This window comes from Dechloromonas sp. ZY10, from assembly GCF_041378895.1.
In the GTDB taxonomy this organism is placed as follows: Bacteria; Pseudomonadota; Gammaproteobacteria; order Burkholderiales; family Rhodocyclaceae; genus Azonexus; species Azonexus aquae.
In genome coordinates this window covers 1,605,050-1,623,349 of record NZ_CP144212.1, presented here as the reverse complement: position 1 = coordinate 1,623,349, position 18,300 = coordinate 1,605,050, and the positions used below count along the sequence as shown (strand labels likewise).

At 65.2% G+C, this 18,300-nt stretch carries 22 protein-coding genes, 1 pseudogene and 1 riboswitch; of the genes and pseudogenes, 1 reads left to right on the top strand and 22 read right to left on the bottom strand.

Features of this window, described 5'->3' with window-relative positions:
* The first annotated feature begins 122 nt into the window (after positions 1-122).
* Entirely contained in the window at positions 123-584 is a 462-nt protein-coding gene (locus VX159_RS07410; protein ID WP_371325334.1) for a PACE efflux transporter, read from the top strand.
* Positions 585-643: 59 nt separating this feature from the next.
* Here the strand turns inward: VX159_RS07410 and VX159_RS07405 are convergent, their stop codons facing one another.
* From VX159_RS07405 to VX159_RS07300, 22 genes and pseudogenes are all read right to left on the bottom strand, one after another.
* Positions 644-1,978, bottom strand: coding sequence for a DcaP family trimeric outer membrane transporter (locus tag VX159_RS07405; protein WP_371325333.1), 1,335 nt, complete (start codon positions 1,976-1,978; stop codon positions 644-646).
* 200 nt (positions 1,979-2,178) lie between these two features.
* The gene (locus tag VX159_RS07400) at positions 2,179-2,556 is read right to left on the bottom strand and encodes a hypothetical protein (protein ID WP_371325332.1); all 378 of its coding nucleotides are present in this window, start codon (positions 2,554-2,556) and stop codon (positions 2,179-2,181) included.
* Positions 2,557-2,935: 379 nt separating this feature from the next.
* On the bottom strand, positions 2,936-3,682 hold the full coding sequence (gene cobA, locus VX159_RS07395; protein WP_371325331.1) for a uroporphyrinogen-III C-methyltransferase: 747 nt from the start codon (positions 3,680-3,682) through the stop codon (positions 2,936-2,938).
* Positions 3,676-4,047, bottom strand: coding sequence for a ferredoxin (locus VX159_RS07390; RefSeq protein WP_371325330.1), 372 nt, complete (start codon positions 4,045-4,047; stop codon positions 3,676-3,678). The genes cobA and VX159_RS07390 overlap by 7 nt, the downstream gene beginning before the upstream one ends.
* Positions 4,037-5,023 (bottom strand): precorrin-3B C(17)-methyltransferase, encoded by a 987-nt coding sequence (gene cobJ / locus VX159_RS07385; RefSeq protein WP_371325329.1) that lies wholly within the window; start codon positions 5,021-5,023, stop codon positions 4,037-4,039. Before cobJ ends, VX159_RS07390 begins: the two co-directional genes overlap by 11 nt.
* 35 nt (positions 5,024-5,058) lie before the next feature.
* Complete coding sequence (locus VX159_RS07380; RefSeq protein WP_371325328.1) at positions 5,059-5,454, bottom strand: cobalamin biosynthesis protein; 396 nt, start codon at positions 5,452-5,454, stop codon at positions 5,059-5,061.
* 730 nt (positions 5,455-6,184) lie between these two features.
* Positions 6,185-6,940 carry a cobalamin biosynthesis central domain-containing protein gene (locus VX159_RS07375; protein ID WP_371325327.1) on the bottom strand — a complete coding sequence of 252 codons (756 nt, stop codon included), beginning with the start codon at positions 6,938-6,940 and terminating at the stop codon, positions 6,185-6,187.
* A gap of 54 nt (positions 6,941-6,994) precedes the next feature.
* Complete coding sequence (gene cobI, locus VX159_RS07370) at positions 6,995-7,795, bottom strand: precorrin-2 C(20)-methyltransferase (protein ID WP_371325326.1); 801 nt, start codon at positions 7,793-7,795, stop codon at positions 6,995-6,997.
* Between the two features lie 30 nt (positions 7,796-7,825).
* A complete protein-coding gene (locus VX159_RS07365; protein WP_371325325.1) occupies positions 7,826-8,371 on the bottom strand; it encodes a GNAT family N-acetyltransferase in 546 nt (181 codons plus the stop codon).
* A complete protein-coding gene (locus VX159_RS07360) occupies positions 8,368-8,712 on the bottom strand; it encodes an antibiotic biosynthesis monooxygenase (protein ID WP_371325324.1) in 345 nt (114 codons plus the stop codon). The genes VX159_RS07365 and VX159_RS07360 overlap by 4 nt, the downstream gene beginning before the upstream one ends.
* A 4-nt stretch (positions 8,713-8,716) precedes the next feature.
* Positions 8,717-10,000, bottom strand: coding sequence for a precorrin-6y C5,15-methyltransferase (decarboxylating) subunit CbiE (gene cbiE / locus VX159_RS07355; protein ID WP_371325323.1), 1,284 nt, complete (start codon positions 9,998-10,000; stop codon positions 8,717-8,719).
* Complete coding sequence (locus tag VX159_RS07350) at positions 9,997-11,181, bottom strand: cobalt-precorrin-5B (C(1))-methyltransferase (RefSeq protein ID WP_371325322.1); 1,185 nt, start codon at positions 11,179-11,181, stop codon at positions 9,997-9,999. Before VX159_RS07350 ends, cbiE begins: the two co-directional genes overlap by 4 nt.
* A complete protein-coding gene (locus VX159_RS07345; RefSeq protein WP_371325321.1) occupies positions 11,181-11,519 on the bottom strand; it encodes an antibiotic biosynthesis monooxygenase in 339 nt (112 codons plus the stop codon). Before VX159_RS07345 ends, VX159_RS07350 begins: the two co-directional genes overlap by 1 nt.
* Positions 11,516-12,202: a precorrin-8X methylmutase gene (locus VX159_RS07340; protein WP_371325320.1), complete on the bottom strand. Its 687-nt coding sequence runs from the start codon at positions 12,200-12,202 to the stop codon at positions 11,516-11,518. Before VX159_RS07340 ends, VX159_RS07345 begins: the two co-directional genes overlap by 4 nt.
* A 15-nt stretch (positions 12,203-12,217) precedes the next feature.
* Positions 12,218-13,183, bottom strand: a complete 966-nt coding sequence (locus VX159_RS07335; protein ID WP_371325319.1) for a sirohydrochlorin chelatase — start codon at positions 13,181-13,183, stop codon at positions 12,218-12,220.
* Positions 13,176-13,967 carry a precorrin-4 C(11)-methyltransferase gene (cobM, locus tag VX159_RS07330; protein WP_371325318.1) on the bottom strand — a complete coding sequence of 264 codons (792 nt, stop codon included), beginning with the start codon at positions 13,965-13,967 and terminating at the stop codon, positions 13,176-13,178. The genes VX159_RS07335 and cobM overlap by 8 nt, the downstream gene beginning before the upstream one ends.
* 148 nt (positions 13,968-14,115) lie before the next feature.
* Positions 14,116-15,003 carry an energy-coupling factor ABC transporter ATP-binding protein gene (locus VX159_RS07325; protein WP_371325317.1) on the bottom strand — a complete coding sequence of 296 codons (888 nt, stop codon included), beginning with the start codon at positions 15,001-15,003 and terminating at the stop codon, positions 14,116-14,118.
* Positions 15,000-15,749: a CbiQ family ECF transporter T component gene (locus VX159_RS07320; RefSeq protein ID WP_371325316.1), complete on the bottom strand. Its 750-nt coding sequence runs from the start codon at positions 15,747-15,749 to the stop codon at positions 15,000-15,002. Before VX159_RS07320 ends, VX159_RS07325 begins: the two co-directional genes overlap by 4 nt.
* The gene (locus VX159_RS07315; RefSeq protein WP_371325315.1) at positions 15,743-16,285 is read right to left on the bottom strand and encodes an energy-coupling factor ABC transporter substrate-binding protein; all 543 of its coding nucleotides are present in this window, start codon (positions 16,283-16,285) and stop codon (positions 15,743-15,745) included. The genes VX159_RS07320 and VX159_RS07315 overlap by 7 nt, the downstream gene beginning before the upstream one ends.
* Complete coding sequence (locus VX159_RS07310; protein ID WP_371325314.1) at positions 16,282-16,956, bottom strand: energy-coupling factor ABC transporter permease; 675 nt, start codon at positions 16,954-16,956, stop codon at positions 16,282-16,284. The genes VX159_RS07315 and VX159_RS07310 overlap by 4 nt, the downstream gene beginning before the upstream one ends.
* Positions 16,957-17,058: 102 nt before the next feature.
* Positions 17,059-17,284: riboswitch (cobalamin riboswitch) on the bottom strand.
* A 77-nt stretch (positions 17,285-17,361) separates the two neighbouring features.
* A complete protein-coding gene (locus VX159_RS07305) occupies positions 17,362-17,463 on the bottom strand; it encodes a hypothetical protein (RefSeq protein ID WP_371325313.1) in 102 nt (33 codons plus the stop codon).
* 352 nt (positions 17,464-17,815) lie between these two features.
* A pseudogene (locus tag VX159_RS07300) lies at positions 17,816-18,184 on the bottom strand (hypothetical protein); the annotation flags it as partial.
* Positions 18,185-18,300 lie beyond the last annotated feature (116 nt).

Here is an 18,300-nt window from a genome sequence, read left to right as displayed (position 1 = left end):
ACTCCGCATCATCTGCCGGATGCTGCGTGCTGACATTCGGTTACAAACCGGGCCGGCGCTTTCGGCTAGCCTCGATCCTTTTCCCGCTTCAGCCTCTGCGCGCTCCACGCGCCGCTCATCCGATGTCGTCCTCCCCCCAACTCCGCAGCCTGCCCGACCGTATCCGCCAGGTGGCGCTGTTTGAAATCGGCGGTCTGCTGCTGATCACCCCGCCCTTCATCTGGCTGAGCGGCATGCACGCCGGCGATTCGCTGCTGCTGCTGGCCCTCGTCGCGCTGCTCGCGGCGCTGTGGAACGCCGCCTACAACACCGGCTTCGACTGGCTCGAAGGCCGCCTCACCGGCCGCCCGGCCGACCGCCGTCCGGTGTTCTGGCGGGCGGTGCACGCCATCGGTTTCGAAACCGGCCTGCTGCTCGCCAGCCTGCCGCTGATCGTCTGGCTGACCGACATGAGCTGGCTCGAAGCCCTGATTGCCGACATCGGCCTGGCGCTTGCCTACGTCGTCTATGCCTTCTTCTTCAACCTGGCTTACGACCGGATCTTTCCGATCCCGGCGGCAGCGGTGGCCGCCAAGCGCGCATAAAAAACAGGGGCCCGCAGGCCCCTGTCGATCTTCCGGCGCAGATTCGGCGCGGGTTCGGCTTAGTAGAAGCTGTAGCGGACCGAAGCGTTGATCCGGCTCTGGGTACCGACCTCGTTGTTGAAGGTGGTGCGCTTGCCCCAGGCGTATTCCAGACCGAATTCGGCGTTCTTCTCGAAAGCCCAGAAGGTATTCAGGAATACCTGCTCGATGCGGCGGTTCGGGAACAGATCGGCAGCACCCAGGCCACGTTGAGCGACGTTGGCGACCTCGTCGCGATCAAAGACGGTCTGGCTGGCGATCAGATTGCTGCGGAACTTGGCGTTCCAGGCGTGGGTGTAACCGACGTGCCAGCCGTAAGCCTTCCACAGATGGATCGAGTTGGAGGCTTCGGTAGCGCCCTGCACCAGCGAGTTGAGCATGTAACGGCCGATGCCCTCGCCACCCTGGATGCCGGCGACCAGCGTGTCGTTGCCCAGCTTCAGGCTGCCGCCCAGCCCCAGGCCGTAACCGCGCTTGGCGTGGTTGTCGTTGCGGTATTCGAGGCTGACGGCGCGCAGCGACAGGTGGCCGCGGTCGCCACTCATGGTCCAGTTGGCGACGAAATCGGGCGAGCGGTCGAAATCATTCACGCCCGGTGCCGTCGGGAAGGACAGGCTCTGCGAATTTTCAACCGACAAGGCCAGCTTGGAGGTCGCCAGCGGGATGGTGTAGCGGATCTGCGGCTGGCGCAGCAAGGCGGTGGTGCCCGGCGGGTTGAAGTCGACGGTATCCGGGAAGGAGCCGAGGTCGGAGAAGTTCGACCAGGTCTGGCCGACCAGCAGGTTGCCCAGCTGACCGTAGGCGTGACGCAGGCGGAAGGTGTTGGAGTTGGTCGCCAGTTCGCCCTGGAACTGGTTCGGCGCGTTGAAATCGCCCTCGACCTTGGTCAGCAGCACGCCGCTGGAAGTCTGCGTCGCGGTTTCGAAGCCAATCCGCGAAGTGCGCGCGGTGGCGTAGGTCTGGCCCTTGTGCGAACGGCCGGTGCTGGCCTTGTCGAAAGGCTGGACGAACAGCGCCGAAGCCCAGTCGTTGTTGTTGATGTCGGAATTGCGGCCCTTGAAGTCATGGGTCGCGTCGAGCTGGGCGTAACCATAAACCTTCAGCGAGGTCTCGGTCCCCGGCAGCTTGATCGAGCCCGGCAAGGTGCCGGCGGTCACCACATTGGCCGGCACCGCTGCCGGAGCGGCGGCGGGGGCGGCGGCAACCTTGGTCGCTTCGCGGGTTTCGAGTTGTTCCAGACGCTGCTGCAGCTGCTTGACCAGCACTTTCAGGTCTTCGACTTCACCGGCAACAACGGGCTGGGCAACGGCCAGGCCGAGATTGGCGATAAGCAAGGCACAGATTTTGAGTTTCATACCAATGGTCTCCATCCTTATTCAGGATCATTTAATTGGGATAACGAAAAAGGGAAAGGCGGCGTGCCCCTGGCCGGAAGAAGGAACACCTACTGCGGGTTAAACCAGTCGATTCCGACGCGGGACAGTGCCGCCAAATACCTGATTCGAGCGCTGTCGATTGTAAGGGCTCCCCATAAGCCCCCCTAACCCGAGCCCATTCAAAATGAATTAAAACTGCCCTTTAAATGACGCAATGCATGATCTTTTGGCAAATATGAAACAGGGGTTTTCCCCGATTGCCCCCCCCAACGATCACCGCAAACACTCGCGAACAGCCGCCCGATACCAGCTCGGCAGGCACGGATCACCAGCAAAAAACCGCCAATTTTCACGGTCGACCGTGAAAATTGGCCGATTTGGCCCACTCCGCGAGGCAACCGCAGGCCCGCCCGATACGCTGCGTTGCCCGCCGTGGCAAAAAGGGAATCGCTCCGCCCCGTTCCTGACCTGAAATCGGCAGTCGCGATGCGGCGATAAACACAGTGGCGGGAAAAAGAAATTGAAATGAACCCGGTCGAACTGAAATACCCGCTCATTTAATTAAACCTTTTGAACTAATCACCGCCGCTCGGGCCGCCCCGACCGGCCATCCCGAATCGCCTTTTATTGCGCAATTTACCGCGCCTGGATATTCCGATGATTAACCGACGGGCACGACAGAATCGGAAGGATGCGGGGAATCGCTGCCAGGATTTTCCTGGCCGCAAGGTATTTCACCGATATTCACTGGCAAACGGCATTAATTCCTGCACATCAGCGGCCACGGTGCCCATCCCGGCGACAGGGGAAACAGGCGATCTGCTGCGCCAGGCCAGAGGCGGCAAAGGCGCATAAGCAGCGCTCCACGGGGCAGGCCGGCAATGAAAATGGCAGCGCCTTCCGGTCGCTGCCATTTTGCCGCGAGGGAGCGGACGATTACTTGCCGGCCAGACTCACCACGCTGCCGATCACCAGCAAGGTCGGCGATTTGATTGCCTGCTCGCGGACGACCTGCGGCAGGGTCGCCAGGGTCGCGTGGTGCAGCTTTTGTTCCGGCCAGGTGGCCTTGTACACCAGCACCGCCGGGGTGTCGCCAGGCAGGCCGTGGGCCTGCAGTTCGCGCGAGATGGTGTCGACGCCGGTAATCCCCATGTAGATCGCCAGGGTCTGGTTGGGCTGGGCCAGGCCGGGCCAGTTGAGGTCCACGCTGTGGTCCTTGAGGTGGCCGGTGACGAACAGGCAGCTTTGCGCGTGATCGCGGTGGGTCAGAGGGAAGCCGAAGGCGGCGGCGGCGCCGAGCGCGGCGGTGATGCCGGGGACGATTTCGACGCCGACGCCGGCGGCGAGCAGGACTTCCATTTCTTCGCCGCCGCGCCCGAAGACGAAGGGATCGCCGCCCTTGAGACGGACCACGCGCTTGCCGCTACGGGCCTTTTCCAGCATCAACGGGCCGATTTCGTCCTGCGACAGGGTGTGGTTGCCGGGCATTTTGCCGACGAAGATGCGTTCCACGGTCGACGGCACGAATTCGAGAATTTGCGGGCTGACCAGGTTGTCGTAGAGCAGCACTTCGGCCTGCTGCAGCCGGTGGTAGGCCTTGAGCGTCAGCAGTTCCGGGTCGCCGGGCCCGGCGCCGATCAGCGACACGCAACCGGCGGGGAAAGCACTGCCGGTGCTCAGCATGGATCGCCCTCGCCGTTGCGGTGGAAGACCAGGTCTTCGACGATCTCGCCGCCCTTGAGGTGCTGCTCGATGATGCGGTCCATGTTGGCGTCGGTAACGTTGTAGTACCACACGCCGTCCGGCTGCACGGCAACAATCGGCCCGCCCTGACAGGCGGCGACGCAGCCGGTGCGGGTGCGCTTGACCCGCGCCGGGCCGGCATCAACGCCGAGGCCGGCGGCACGGAACTTGGCCTGCAGCGCATTGAACAGGGCTTCGCCCTCGCCGTTCTCAGTACAGCGCGGGCCGGTGCAGATCAGCACCTGCCGGCTGTAGTCACGAATTTTGGGCTTGACGATGTTGTCCGCGTCGCGTTCAGCCTTCAATCTCGTTCTCCTCGCCTTCCGGCGGCAGTTCGGCCTGCAGCACGGCGGCAATGTAGTCTTCCGGCAGGCGGTATTCGGCAGCCAGTTCGGCGGCGCTCTTGCCGCTGGCCTGGATTGCGGCCATCCAGCCATTGAGGCCGGTGGACAGCGAACGGCCGGCCTGTTCGCCGTCCTTGGTGTTGCGCTCGCCCTCTTCCACCGCGTACTTGTTGGCGTAGCCGCGCGGGGTGACCATCAGGCCGTGCTTGATGAAGGTGTTGGAATTGCCGATCAGCACCGTGGACAGCATGCCGATGTCGGCCTCGTTCATCTTGTCCAGCGTGGTCAGTTCGATCCGCTGCTTGGGGCGATAGCCGGACTTGACGATGGCGACCGGGGTCTGCGGGTCGCGGTGACGCAGGAAGATGCGCTGGGCCTCGACGATCTGCTGGGTGCGGCGGCCGCTCTTGGGGTTGTACAGCGCAACCACGAAATCGGCGTAGGCCACCGCGTCGAGACGACGGGCGATGGTCGGCCACGGCGTCAGCAGGTCGGACAGCGAAATCGCGCAGAAATCGTGGGTCAACGGCGCGCCGACCAGCGCGGCGCAGGTGTTGAGCGCCGAAGCGCCGGGCACGATCTCGACCTCGATCTCCGAATCCGGCGTCCACCCGGCCTGGAACAAGACCTCGAAGGTCGGCCCGGCCATCCCGTACACCCCGGCATCGCCGGACGAAATCAGCGCCACCTTCTTGCCCTGGCGGGCGCGGTCGAGCGCCTCAATGGCGCGGTCGAGTTCCTCGGTCATCGACTTCTTGATGACTTCCTTGCCTTCGACCAGGTCGGCGACCAGGCGGATGTAGGTGACGTAGCCGATGATCGTGTCGGCCTCGGCAATCGCTGCCCGGGCGCGGCCGGTCAGGTGATCGTTGCTGCCCGGGCCGAGGCCGACGAGCATAATCTTGCCGGTTTTAACAATGGTTTCAGGTGCGTTCATGGTCTTCAGTCAAAAGTTGAAAGTAATCGGGCGCGTCAGCCGGGCATGCGAACGATGGAAACGGTCGCATTCCGCCCATCCGGGCCGCGCAGCTTGTGTTTTTCAATGAGCAGTTGGCTTTGGTCGGCGCCGGCGACGAGAATCGCCGCCGCTTCCGAAACCGACGGCGTCCCGGTGTACTTGCGCACGGTTTCCGACGGATTCGGCACGTCGACCGTGGCCAGCTCGGCCGCCGGGTAAAAACGGATGGTCCAGCCGTTGGCCGCAGCGACTTCGGCCAGGCCGACCTCATCGGCCTTGAGGTCGATCGAAGCCACCGCCCGCACCTCGGCCAGCGTCGCCCCGGCCTGCGCCAGCGCTTCGTCAATCACTTGCTGGATCGTCGCCGCCGGGGTGTTACGGTCACAGCCGAGGCCGAGAGCGAGGTTCATACGTTCCCCTCGGGACAAAAGTTGCTACGGAGTGCCCCTATCCCCTTCGCGAGCGCCGAGCAGCGGCCTATCGCTTGCTGAACCGCTGCTTTCCGCCGTTGACCGGCGTCATCCTTTCTTTGCTTCGCCAAAGAAAGGATGCAAAGAAAGGCGACTCCCACGTTCGCGCCTGGCCGCTGGCCCGGTCCCCTGCGCTGCTCAAGCGGCCGGGCGGTTCGCGAAACTCGCCTGCGGCTCAAACAGCGCGAACCGACTACCCCCGCCCGCTCTGCGCTGCTCGGCGCTCGCGAGGGAGAGGGCAAAGCGTCACACAACAACGGCTGGAGGAATGAAACAGAGGTGATCGCAGATGAAAGCGCAACAACCGGCTGGTGACCACCTACGGCGCAGCCATCGTGGCACGGTGTCCCCATCCCCTTCGCGAGCGCCGAGCAGCGCAGGCTGGCCGGGGGAAATGGGCTGGCGGTATTTGAGCCGCAGGCGAGTTTAGCCAGCCCCCCGGCCAGGCGAGCAGCGCAGGGAACCGGGCCACCGGCCCGGCGCGAACGCAGGGGGCGCCTTTCTTTGCTGACTTTCTTTGGCGAAGCAAAGAAAGTCAGCCGCCGGTCCACGGCGGAAAACAGCGGTTCCGCTGGCACAGCGCCAGCAGCGCCACTCCCCGCTCGCGCGGAAGCTGGCAGACCGTGACGCGGTTTCCGGGTGGAGAGACTGGAAAGCCGTGTGCAGTGCATCACACCGTTGTTCCCGGCCGATACACCACCCGCCGCCCGGCGAGCCTGGCCGCCAGTTCCGCCGGCATCTCGCGTTCGGCGATCCACAGCACGGCGGCAAAGCGGTCGAGATCGACCTCTTCGAGCCGCTCGAACTGCGTGACATTGCCCGGCAGCGGGCCTTTGCGGCCGTTGGCGTGGTTGGTCCACCAGTCGCGCGAGCCGGCTTCCTGCACCAGCGCGACCGGCTCGTCGTTCACCATCGCGGCGCTGCAGCGGACGATTTCGTCGTGGCTGGCCTGGTACTTCCAGCCGAGTTCGCGGCCGAGGATGTCGACGCCGATGGTTTCGCGGGCGTCGGAGGCGGTGGTCAGCACCGCCTGCGCGCCGAGCGCGGTGGCCAGGTGGCCGGCGAGCCCGTTGGCGCCGCCGAGGTGGCCGGAGAGCATCGGGATCACGAACTTGCCGGCTTCGTCGATGACCACCACTGCCGGGTCGACCTCCTTGTTCTTCAGGTGCGGCGCGATCAGGCGGACGACGGCGCCGAGCGAGACGATGGCGACGATGCCGTCAAAGGCGGCGAACAGTGCCGGCACCTGGTCGCCGACCTTGCCTTCGTAGCAATGGGTGACGCCGGGCGAGTGTGGCAAAACCGCAGTTTCGCCTTCGGCACGGAATTTTTCCGGGCAGAACAGCTGCGCACCGGGCAGCGCGGCAACGACTTTGCCGGCCAGCGCGATCCCGTGCTTGGTAATGGAGACGACGGCGATTTTCATGCTCTGTGTTCTCTGTAGTTTGGGGTTGGGGGTTGTTTTTGGTTTTTGAGTTTTTCAGGCGTCGACCGTGTCGCTGCCGTCCTGCGCGGCCTTGCGCTTGCGGCAGCCACGGCGCAGTTCGCCGCGCTCGCGCTTGGGGTTCTGCACCAGCATCAGCGACAGGTAATTGACCTTTTCGCCCTTGAGGCTGGCCACGTCGCGGACGATGCGCTCGTCCGGCGAGCCGACCTTCTCGACGAAGACCGAGGTCGCCAGCAGTTCGCGCTGTTCGAGCAGTTCGACCACTTCGTCGACCAGCGGCTTGACCTTGAGCAGGGCCAGCGTGTCGAACTCGTCGAGCAGATGGTTGATGACCTCGACGCCGTAGGCGGCCGGGATGATGGCGAAGGTTTCGTCTTCCTCGGCCAGGGTCACGCCGGTCGTCGCCGCAGCGGCGGCAAAGGACGAGACGCCGGGGATGGTTTCGACTTCAACCTCAGCCACCAGCTCGCGGACAACGCGGGCGAGATGGCCGAAGGTGGCGAAGGTCGAGGCATCGCCTTCGACCAGGAAAACCAGGTCGCGGCCTTCGGCCAGCAGTTCGACGGTCTGCGTCGCGGCACGCGCCCAGGCCTTGGCCAGAATCTCGGCGTCGCGGGTCATCGGAAACACCAGTTCGACCGCATCGCCCGGCACCGCCAGGCCGCCGCGCTCGACAATCGACAGCGCATAGGACGATTCCTCGGCCTTCTTCACCGGGTACAGCCAGCGGGCGCCGGATTGCAGCGCGCTCCAGGCGCGGCGGGTGATCAGTTCGGGGTCGCCGGGGCCGAGCGAGGCGCCGATCAGTTTGCCGTAGCGTTTGGGTTCGGTCATATGCTTTCTTTCAATCAAAAATGACAGTGTTCAGGCGTTTTGCCATGCACTTCGGGCAAGGCGGTACAAACAGTGTTCGCGCAGCCGATGGCCAACCGCCAATGCAGGGTGTTGGAAATTTTCAGCACGGCGCATGCCCAGCCTTTCCATCACTGCTTGCGAACGCCGGTTGTCGAGGCTGGTAAAGGCAACAACCTCATCCAGGGCCAACGTATCAAAGGCAAATTCCAGTGCAGCCCCTGCGGCCTCGCTGGCGTAGCCCTGCCCCCAAAATGGCCGGGCCAGGCGCCAGCCGATTTCGACGCAGGGTGAGAACGGCAGTTCGGCTATTGGCCGGTGCAAACCGACAAAACCGATGAATTCGCAGCCGGCTTTGAGTTCGGCAGCCCAAAATCCCCAGCCCTGTGCTGCGATCAGGCTTTGGCAGTGTACGGCCAAGGCCTCGCTCGCGGCTTGATCGAGAGGTGCGGGAAAATACGCCATTACCTGCGGATCGGCATTGAGCGCAGCAAAAGGAGCAAAGTCCTGATCGCGCCAGTGGCGCAGACGCAGGCGCGAGGTTTCCAGCTGGATCACGCAGCCTTTTCCTTGGCGCGCACCTGGGCGGTCGGCAAAGCATCGAGTTTGCCGTCGCCATAGGTGCGCAGCACTTGGGAGATCACCACCTCGTAGCCGTCCAGCCATGCCGCCTGGGCCTGTTTGGCTTCCAGGTGAGCAGGATGTTCGATCAGCATCTGCAATGCTGCCAGCGATTCCCAGTAATAAACGTTGGCCAGCAGCCCGCTTTGCGGATTTTCCCAAGCCTCTTCGCCCAGATAACCGGGAATCTGCTTGGCTGCCTCGGCGATGGCTTGATCGAGCTCATGAAAACGCGCATCAAACTGCTTTTTTTTGAAAATGAAGGTTGAGGCATACATGGCTTTAATCCTTAGCGGCAGTCACCACCCACACCGGGTTCTGTGCCGCCATCCGGTGCATGTCGAGAATCGGCTGGCTGCGGCTGGCCTGCAGCTGCACCACGTCCCAGCCGGCGCCGAGGTCTTTCAGCGTGGTCGTCGCGGTGGCCAGGTTTTCCAGGGTCACGAAGTTCATCACCAGCCGGCCATTCGGTTTCAGCCGGCCGAGGATCAGCTTGATCAGCTCGCCGAGCTCGCCACCCGAGCCGCCGATGAACACTGCGTCCGGGTCGGGCCAGGTGTTGAGCAGCGCCGGCGCCTTGCCTTCGCACAGGGTGTAGTTGCCGACGCGGAAGCGGGCCGCATTAGCGCGCGCGTTGGCGGCGTCGCCCTCGTTCTTTTCAATCGCCCAGACATGGCCGTGCGCGGCGACGCGGGCGCATTCAAGACCGACCGAGCCGGAGCCGGCGCCGATGTCCCAGACGATGCTGTCAGCCTTGAGCCGCAGCTTGGCCAGCGACAAGGCGCGCGCTTCCTGCTTGGTGATCAGGCCTTTTTCCGGCGAACGCTGGATGTAGTCGAGATCGTCCAGACCAAAATGCGGACCGCGATCCAGATCCTTGCGTTCGATCAGCACGACGCTGGGTTCGGAAAATTGCATGTTGGCTGCGTCGACCGTGGATAGAGCGGTGTGAACGCTTTCGTCGGGCAGCAGCAGGCGGCTGGCGACCGACAGAGTCACGTCGTCGCCCGAATCTGGCCCGTAGCCGGCGGTAAGCAGCGCCCGCGCCAGCCGGGCCGGATCGTTCTCCGGGCTGGTAAAGGCGAACACCCGGCGGTTCAGCGCAATCGCCCGCATCAGCGGGTAAAGGCCGTGTTCCGGCGTCGCGCCGAGCACCCATTCGCCGGCATCCTTGCTGTGGCAGGAAGCGACGGTCACATCCTGCCAGGGCTGCTGCCAGCGGGCAAAGGCGATCTGCAGGGTGGACGGCGCGGGCAGAATCTCGACGCCGTCGCGCCCAAGCTTGCCCAGCAGGTAGCTGGCAATACCGTGGCAGAGCGGGTCGCCGGTCGCCAGCACGGCGACGGATTTCCCTTCGGCTCGCGCGGCCTTGATCCACTCCGGGCTTTTGGTCAAAGCACCGTCCATGTCGCGGGTCTCGACCGCCGGCAACTGCGCTTTGACCAGCTCCAGCGTGCGGCCGACGCCGATGATCAGCCCGGCCCCGGCCAGTGCTTGGCGGGCGGTGTCGCCCAGCCCGGCCCAGCCGTCGTCGAGGATGCCGATGATGAATACCTTGGCGCTCACCGTGCTTCCTCCCCTTGGGCTTCTTCTTCATCGACGCGACAGATGAAATTGCCCTCGAAGTCGCAAACCAGCACTGCCAGGTGGTAGGCGCCGGGGTACTCGCTCTTGAGGCTACGGATCGCCTTTTTCGCCAGTTGTTTGTGGAAATCCACGGTCAACCCGAGCGCGGCCAGTTTTTCGGCGGCGAAACGCGCGGTTTCGGCGGCGCGGATTTCCTCGATCAGATCGTCCGGGGCGCCGACTTCGCGCGCCGAGTCGGCCAGAATGTCGCGGTCGATCTCGGCTTTCCAGGCATGGGTCACGGCCAGGCCCTGGCACATCTTGGTCAGCTTGCCGACCATCGCGCCGACGTAGACCTGCGGTAGCTGGCGCTTGACCGCGCTGGTGAAGGCGGCCTTGACGAAGTCGCCCATCTGCACGAAACAGGATTCGTCGAGTTCCGGCAGCTGCTTCATCGCAAATTTTTCGGTGCGCCCGCCGGTGGTGAACACCACGCTGGTCTGCCCCTGCTTGGCCGCGACGTCGACGGCCTGGACGACGCTGGCGCGGAAAGCCGCCGTCGAATACGGACGGACGATGCCGGTGGTGCCGAGAATCGAAATCCCGCCGAGGATGCCGAGCCGCGCATTCAGCGTCTTTTTCGCCATCTCTTCGCCACCCGGCACCGAAATGGTCACTTCCAGCCCGTCGTGTTCGAGCAGTTCGTTACCGGCAGCGCGCACGTTGTCGATGATGTTGCGCCGGGGCACCGGGTTGATCGCCGGGCCGCCGACTTCGAGGCCGAGACCTTCCTTGGTCACCGTGCCGACACCGGGGCCGCCCTTGAGCACGATCTCACCGGCGCGGTGCTTGAGAATCCGCACCTCGGCGGTCATGTGCGCGCCGTGCGTCGCATCCGGGTCGTCGCCGGCATCCTTGACGATCACCGCATTGGCGTAGCCGGCAACCTCCTCGACGCAACCTTCGATCACTACGAATTCCTGGTCGTTGCCGTTGGGCAGGCGGCAAACGACCTTTTCCGGCACCTCGCTGTAAAGCAGGCCGAGGGTCGCGGCGCGGGCGGCGGCGGCCGAACAGGCGCCGGTAGTAAAGCCGGTGCGGTTGCCGCGTTCGCGCTTGGCATCGCCTTTGCGCACCTTTTCCGGGGCGCTGGCGTGGCCGACCTTGTTTTCGCTACTCATCAATCCGAATCCTCTTGTTTCCCATAGGCGCGCTCCACCCTCGCGACGCGGATTTCAAATGCTTCGTACCACTTCTGCCGGCCTTCTTGCTGGGCGGTCAGGTGTTCGTGCTGGGCTTTCCAGCGGGCAATGCTCTGTTCCGAATCCCAGTAGGAAACGGTGATCCCGCAGCCGTCTTCGCCACGCACGCTCTCGGCGCCGAGAAAGCCGGGCTGCTGCCCGGCCAGCTCGACCATCCGCGCGGCGGTTTGCGCGTAACCGTCGTCGCCGGGGCTGCGCCGCGACGAGAAGATCACGGCGTAGTACGGCGGTTTCGGCGTGCGGGCAAAAAAACTCATGCCGCCTTTTTCTGCTCGGCTTCGGCCAGCGACAGCATCGCGTGGATCGCGGCGACGACCAGCGTCGAACCGCCCTTGCGGCCCTTGATCGCAACCCACGGCACTTCATTGACGGTCATCATCAGGTCCTTGGATTCGGCGGCGGAGACGAAGCCGACCGGCATCGCCACGACCAGCGCCGGGCGCACGCCCTCTTCCTTGATCAGGCGAACCAGTTCGATCAGCGCGGTCGGCGCGTTGCCGATGCCGACGATGGCGCCGTCGAGCTTGCCTTCGCGCTGCGCCTTGCGCATCGCCTGCACGGCGCGGGTGGTGTTCTCGGCCTTGGCCTGCTCGATCACATCGGCGTCAGAAATATAGTGATGGGTGCTCAGGCCGAAGTGGGCCAGACGCGGCTTCGAGAGGCCGACGCAGATCATTTCGACGTCGGCGACGATCGGCGTATTGCCCTTGAGCACCGCGTTCATGCCGGCGGTCATCGCCTCCGGGTGGAAGACGGTCAGGCCGTTGAATTCGAAATCGGCGTTGGCGTGGATCATCCGGCGGACCAGCGGCCATTGCTCGTCGGTGTAATCGTGCGGGCCGGCTTCGGCGTCGATCACGGCGAAGGACTCATGCTCGATGGCGCGACCGGCGGCGGTCAGCTGTTCGGTGGCGGTATTGCTGGCGGTGTTGATGGTCATGGCGAGACTCCCGAATCAATCGTGTTTATGTGAGCAGCCGTGATGATGCGGATGGCTGTGCTCGTGTCCTTGATGATGATCATGGCCGTGCGCGTGACCATGCTCGTGCCCATGCGCATGGCCGCAGCCACCGCCGGCCGGCAGCGCGGTATGGCTGTGGTCGTGCAGGTGCTCGGCCTCGGCCAGTTCGCGGTATTTGCAGCCGTCGCATTCGAGCATCGCGCCCTCCAGCTGTTCGCCACCGACGCGGGCGTCGAGCAGCGAGAAAACGCCGGGATCGAAACCGAAATGCGTGCCGAGCGCGAAGCTGACTTGCGGATACTGGCGCTGCAGGCGCTCGACCTGCTCCTTGATCCGCTCGATCAGCACGCCGGTAAACAGATAGACCGGGACAATCGCGATCTGCATCATGCCCAGCTTGACCTGGCGCTGGACGACAGTTTCCAGGCGCGGCCAGGTGACGCCGGTAAAGGCCAGGTCGACCAGCTCGTGGTCGTTGTCCTCGAAGATCCAGCGCGCCATCTTGGCCAGTTCGCCGTTGGCGCCGGCATCCGAGGAACCGCGCCCGAGCAGGATCACGCCGGTGGTCATCGGGTCGGGCATCGCCAGTTGCTTCATCAGCCGGTCAAGCTGGTTTTGCAGCACGGCGAAGATCTCGCGCCCCATGCCGAGGTGGCGGGTGACGATGAACTCGACGCCGGGATGGCGCGCGCGCGCCTCTTCCAGCGCGTGCGGCAATTCCATCTTGACGTGGCCGGCGGCATTCAGGATGAAGGGGATGGCAATCACCTTCTTCGCGCCCTTGGCGGCACGGTCGAGGCCTTCGTCGAGCAGCACCTCGGCGTGCTCGATGAAGCAGACCTCGATCCGCCAGTCCGGGTGTTGTTCGCGCCACTGCGCGGCGAAATTGATGGTTTCCTTGTTGCCCTCGCGGCCGCGCGAACCGTGGCCGACGAGGAGGATGGTGGTGGCGTTAGTCATGGGGAGTCTCGGTGGCCTTGCGGAAACGGTGGCCGAAAGTCGGATCGTAGAGTTTGGAACGGATCAGGTCGGGCCAGTCGGCGGCGCCCAGGGTCGGGCTGGCGACGATCATCGCCTGGCTGGCGATCTTCTCGTCCTGGCACTTGCGCTTGATGTCCTTGATCGTGCCGCGCACGATTTTTTCCTCGCCCGGCCAGCTCGCCTTCTGCACCACCAGAATCGGTGCGTCCTCGCTCCAGCCAGCCGCCAGCAACGCCTCCTGGACCTTGTGCAGCAGCGTGATCGAGAGGTAGATGCAGAGCGTGGTCTTGTGCGCGGCCAGGGCTTCGAGTTCTTCGCCCGGCGGCATCGGGGTGCGCCCGGCGACGCGGGTGAGGATCACCGTCTGGGTGATTTCCGGCAGGGTCAGGGTTTCGCCGGCGGCGGCCATCGACGCCATCGCTGACGAGACGCCGGGGATCACCCCCCATTCGATGCCGGCGGCAGTCAGCGGCCGGGTCATTTCGATCAGCGCGCCGTAGAGGCCGGGGTCGCCGGTCTGCAGGCGGATCACCGTCTCATGTTTGGCGGCAGCGGCGATCAGCCAGTCAGTCATTTCCTCCAGGGTCATGTCCTTGGAGTCGCGGATCTCGCAGCCTTCCGGCGCGTACAGCGTCGCCGCCTGATCGACCAGCGAACCGGCGAAGAGCACGGCGCCCGCCTGTTCGAGCAATTTGCGGCCCTTGACGGTGATCAGGTCGGGATCGCCGGGACCGGCGCCGACAAACCAGATTTTTCCAGACATAACTTGGTTTAACCCTTCATCGTGACGATGGAAATACAAGCTTGAAGCGCCTGCATTTCCGCTTTTTGCGTGTTTTTCACGGTCGACCGTGAAAAAACCTGTTTTTGTGCCGGTCTGCCCCCGGCTGCGGCTGACTTTGGCCGCGCCTTCATCCTGCCACTCCCCCACCCTGCCCCAACTCGCCGAGCAAGGCCTCCACGCTACGCAGCCCCGGAGTCGCTGCCAGCACACCGCGCGCGACCAGGGCCTGCTGCAGCGCCAGCACTGCCGGCAGCGGCTGGCCGGCGGCGCGCAAGGCACCAGCATGCTGCGGCAGATCGGCGGCAGCAAACGACGCCGCGCAACGACCGCCGACCAGCAGGTGGATGGCGTCGGCCCAGCGATAGGCGAAATCGACATCGTGGGTGGACAGCAGCACGGTGATGCCGCGCGCCGACAGACCGTCAAGCACGGCCAGAAGTTCCGCCTGCATTGCCGCATCGAGGCCGGCCATCGGCTCGTCGAGCAGCAGCAACTCAGGCTCCATCGCCAGCACGCCGGCGATGCAGACCCGCTTTTTCTGGCCGAAACTCAGCTGGTGCACCGGCCGCTCGGCGTAATCGGTCATCCCGACCGCCTGCAAGGCATCGGCGACCCGCTGGCGCACGGTCGCCGGATCGAGCCCGAGATTGAGCGGGCCGAACGAGACATCCTCGACCACGCTGGCCGAAAACAGCTGACGGTCGGGGTTCTGGAAGACCAGCCCGACCCGCCGCCGCAGCGCGGTCAGGCCGGCCCGGCGGTAATCCAGCGGCTGGCCGGCGAATTCGAGGTGGCCGGCCTGCGGCTGCAAAAGGCCGATGGCGTGCAGCAACAGCGTGGTCTTGCCCGAACCGTTGGCACCGAGCAACACATTGCGACTGCCGCGCGCCAGCGCCAGCGAACAGCCGGCCAGGCCGCCGCCGGTCGTGCCGGCATCGGCAGGCAGGGTGCCATAGCGGTAAACGACCTCGACCAGACGCAGCAAGGGATCGCCCACCGGCGCGGTTCCGTTCATGCGCGCCCCCCGGCCCAGGCAGCAGCAAGCAGCAGCAGGCCGGCGGCGAGCGCGATAGCGAATTCGCGGCGGGCGCTGGAAAATTCGCGCGGCAGGAAGCGCAGCGGGCCGTCGCCGTTACGCGCCAGGGCCGCCAGATGCAGATGCCGCGCGCGCAGCCACACCTGCGCCGCCAGGCTGGCGGCGAGCAGGCCGAGCGAATGCAGGCTGCGCCGGTTGGAGACGAAGCCGAGCCGCGCCTGTTGCGCGGTCAACGTATCGTGCAGGGCTTCGGAAAACACAAAGAGCATCCGGTAGCAGAGCACCATCAGGTCGAGCAGAACCTCAGGCACACGCAAACGACGCAGCAGCACGATCAGGTCGGAGAGCGGCGTGCTCAGCACCAGGAACAGCATCGCCGCCAGCGCCGCCAGCGAACGCGCCGCCAGTTCGGCGATGCGCGGCGTGGCGTCGGGTGCCAGTTGCCAGACAATGCCGCCGGCGCCGTCGCCAGCCAGCGAGACCAGCAGCGACAGACAGGACAGCGCAAGAAAGCCGGTGGCCGGCAAGGCCACCCGCAAATACAGGCCAAGGCCGACCCCGGCCCCGGCAACGGCGGCCAGCGCCAACAGTGCGGTGACCAGCAAGGCCGCAGCCGGCGTCGCCGCAACGAAGGCGGCAATCAGCCCGGCCAACGCAAACGCTGCCTTGGCTCCGGGGCACACCGCGCGCCAGCGGCTGGCATACGCCGCCTGCTCAATCAGCACGCATCACCGCCGGAGGCTTGCCCGGAGGCCGGTGCCGACGCAGCGTTCGCCGCCGGCATTGGCATTGCCGGTTGCGCTGTGGCTTGCGCCGGTTTTTGCACATTTCCACGGTCGACCGTGGAATCTGGCGTTTTTTCGAGCCTGGCTTTTTCGCCGCTCGTCTTTTCGCCATTTTCCTGCGCTATGGCCAATGCGGCGGCCAGCTCCTTCTTCAGCCGCTCGCGGGTTACCGCCGCGCCCAGCCAGTAGCCGAGCACGCCGGCGCCGAGCGCCGCCTGCAAGGCGAACAACAGCGAGGCGATCTCGCCGCTGGCCGGTTCGAGCAGGGGTTTGAACCACGGCTGGTAGTCCGGCGCGATTTGCGAAATCTGCGCCTGCGCCTTGTTGTCGGCGCCGCCAAAGGCTTCCTCGCCCTCTTCGGGCTGGTACAGCCACAGCGGCAAGGCGGTCAGCAAAGCGACCGCAAGCAGCAGCAGCGAGTTTTTGCCCTTGCCCGGCGGATGCTGCTCGGGGGCCAGCACTTCCTTGGCGCTCATGCCTTCACCTCGCGGGCAAAGAGCTTGAGCTGGCGTAGTTCGTCGGCATTGAAGCGGGCCAGCGCATTGACCACGACCACGGTCAGCAGGCCTTCGCTGATCGCCAGCGGAATCTGGGTCAGCGCGAAGATGCCGGCAAACTTGGCGAAGGACGCGGCAAAACCACCGGCCGGATCGGGGAAGGCCCAGGCCAGTTGCAGCGAGGTGGTAACATAGGTCGCCAGATCGCCGAGGCAGGCGGCGGCAAACACCGCGACCGCCAGCGAGAGGCCGAGGCGCCGTGCCAGACGGAAGACGCCATAGGCGACGAAGGGGCCGACGATGGCCATCGAAAACAGGTTGGCGCCGAGCGTGGTCAGCCCGCCGTGCGCCAGCAGCAGGGCCTGGAACAGCAGCACCACCAGGCCGACCGGGACCATCGCCGCCGGCCCGAAGAGCAAGGCGCCAAGCCCGGCACCGGTGGGATGCGAGCAGCTGCCGGTGACCGACGGCAGTTTCAGTGCCGAGAGCACGAAGGAGAATGCGGCGGCGACGCCGAGCAGCATCCGCTGCTCCGGCTGCTCGACAAACTGGCGGCGCAGCGAACGCACGCCCCAGGCGACGAACGGCGCCGCCGCCAGCGTCCAGCCGACGGCGTGTTCGACCGGGAGAAAACCTTCCATGATGTGCATGCCGACACCCTCCGTGCGTGCAAGACCTGACAAGGCCCCGGACGGAATGCCGACAAGTGGGCAGAAAACTGCTGCCACCGGCCCGCGCTCCCACCCGGAGCATGAAGCAAACGTTTTCCGGGTCGGTCTTCTGGCTTGCCCTCGTCCTCCCTTGCGCCTTCCCGCACCTTGCGGTGCAGTGGCTGAATGCAAAGTCGTCAGGCCTACAGCAGCGGGGGCTGCGCCGGACTGGCCGCGCGTGACGATTCGCTCACGCGCCGGATCACCGGCTTCCCGTCGCCCATCGACATATGGTGTCGGACAGGCTACCCGAAAGGCTGTAATTATAAATCACAAAGCGCCGGGGCGGCATGCCACCGACGCTTACGGGACATTCCGCCCCGACCCAGGCGGCCGCAATCCGCCTTACATCCAGCTGCGCAGCAGGGTCAGCACCTGCTGCGGCTGGCTACTGGCCTGCGCCAGCATGGCAATCCCTGCCTGCCGGGCAATCTGGCCACTGGTCATGGTGCTGACGGCAATCCGGTAATCGGCATCGCGGATCCGGCGGTGGGCGGTGGGCGGTGGGCGGTGGGCGGTGGGCGGTGGGCGGTGGGCGGTGGGCGGTGGGCGGTGGGCGGTGGGCGGTGGGCGGTGGGCGGTGGGCGGTGGGCGGTGGGCGGTGGGCGGTGGGCGGGTGGCGGGTAGCGGGTAGCGGGTAGCGGGTAGCGGGTAGCGGGTAGCGGGTAGCGGGTAGCGGGTAGCGGGTAGCGGGTAGCGGGTAGCGGGTAGCGGGTAGCGGGTAGCGGGTAGCGGGTAGCGGGTAGCGGGTAGCGGGTAGCGGGTAGCGGGTAGCGGCAGTATTCTCGCTGGCGATTTGCAGATTGGAGACCAACTGCCCGGCCTCCTGCAGCAAGGCCGCACAGTCGCTGGCGCTCTGCGTGTCGTTGCCGGCCTGTACCGCCAGTTTGCGGATGCGCTGCAAATGATTGGCAACGGAATTCAAGCCGCCTTTTGCGGTTTGCAGAACCGAAACCGCGTCATTGGCATTGCACCGCGCCTGGTCTAAACCGCGTACGCGGCTGGTCATTTTTTCGGCGATCGCCGCGCCGGCGGCATCGTCTTTCGCGCCATTGATCTGCAGCCCCGATGAAAGCTGGCGGACGGCACCGCCTAGCCGCTCCGACGAGCGATCGAGATTGGTCTGCACCCGGCGTGCCGGCGTACTGTCAAGCAATACGGCGTACATCCCTCCCTTTCATCTAATGCGTTCAGGGTGACTAACAGCAGCTGGCAAGCAACACTGAATAGGCCGGCTGGACCACTGGGCCATGCCCCTGGCAATACCCCACCTTGTCCTCATTG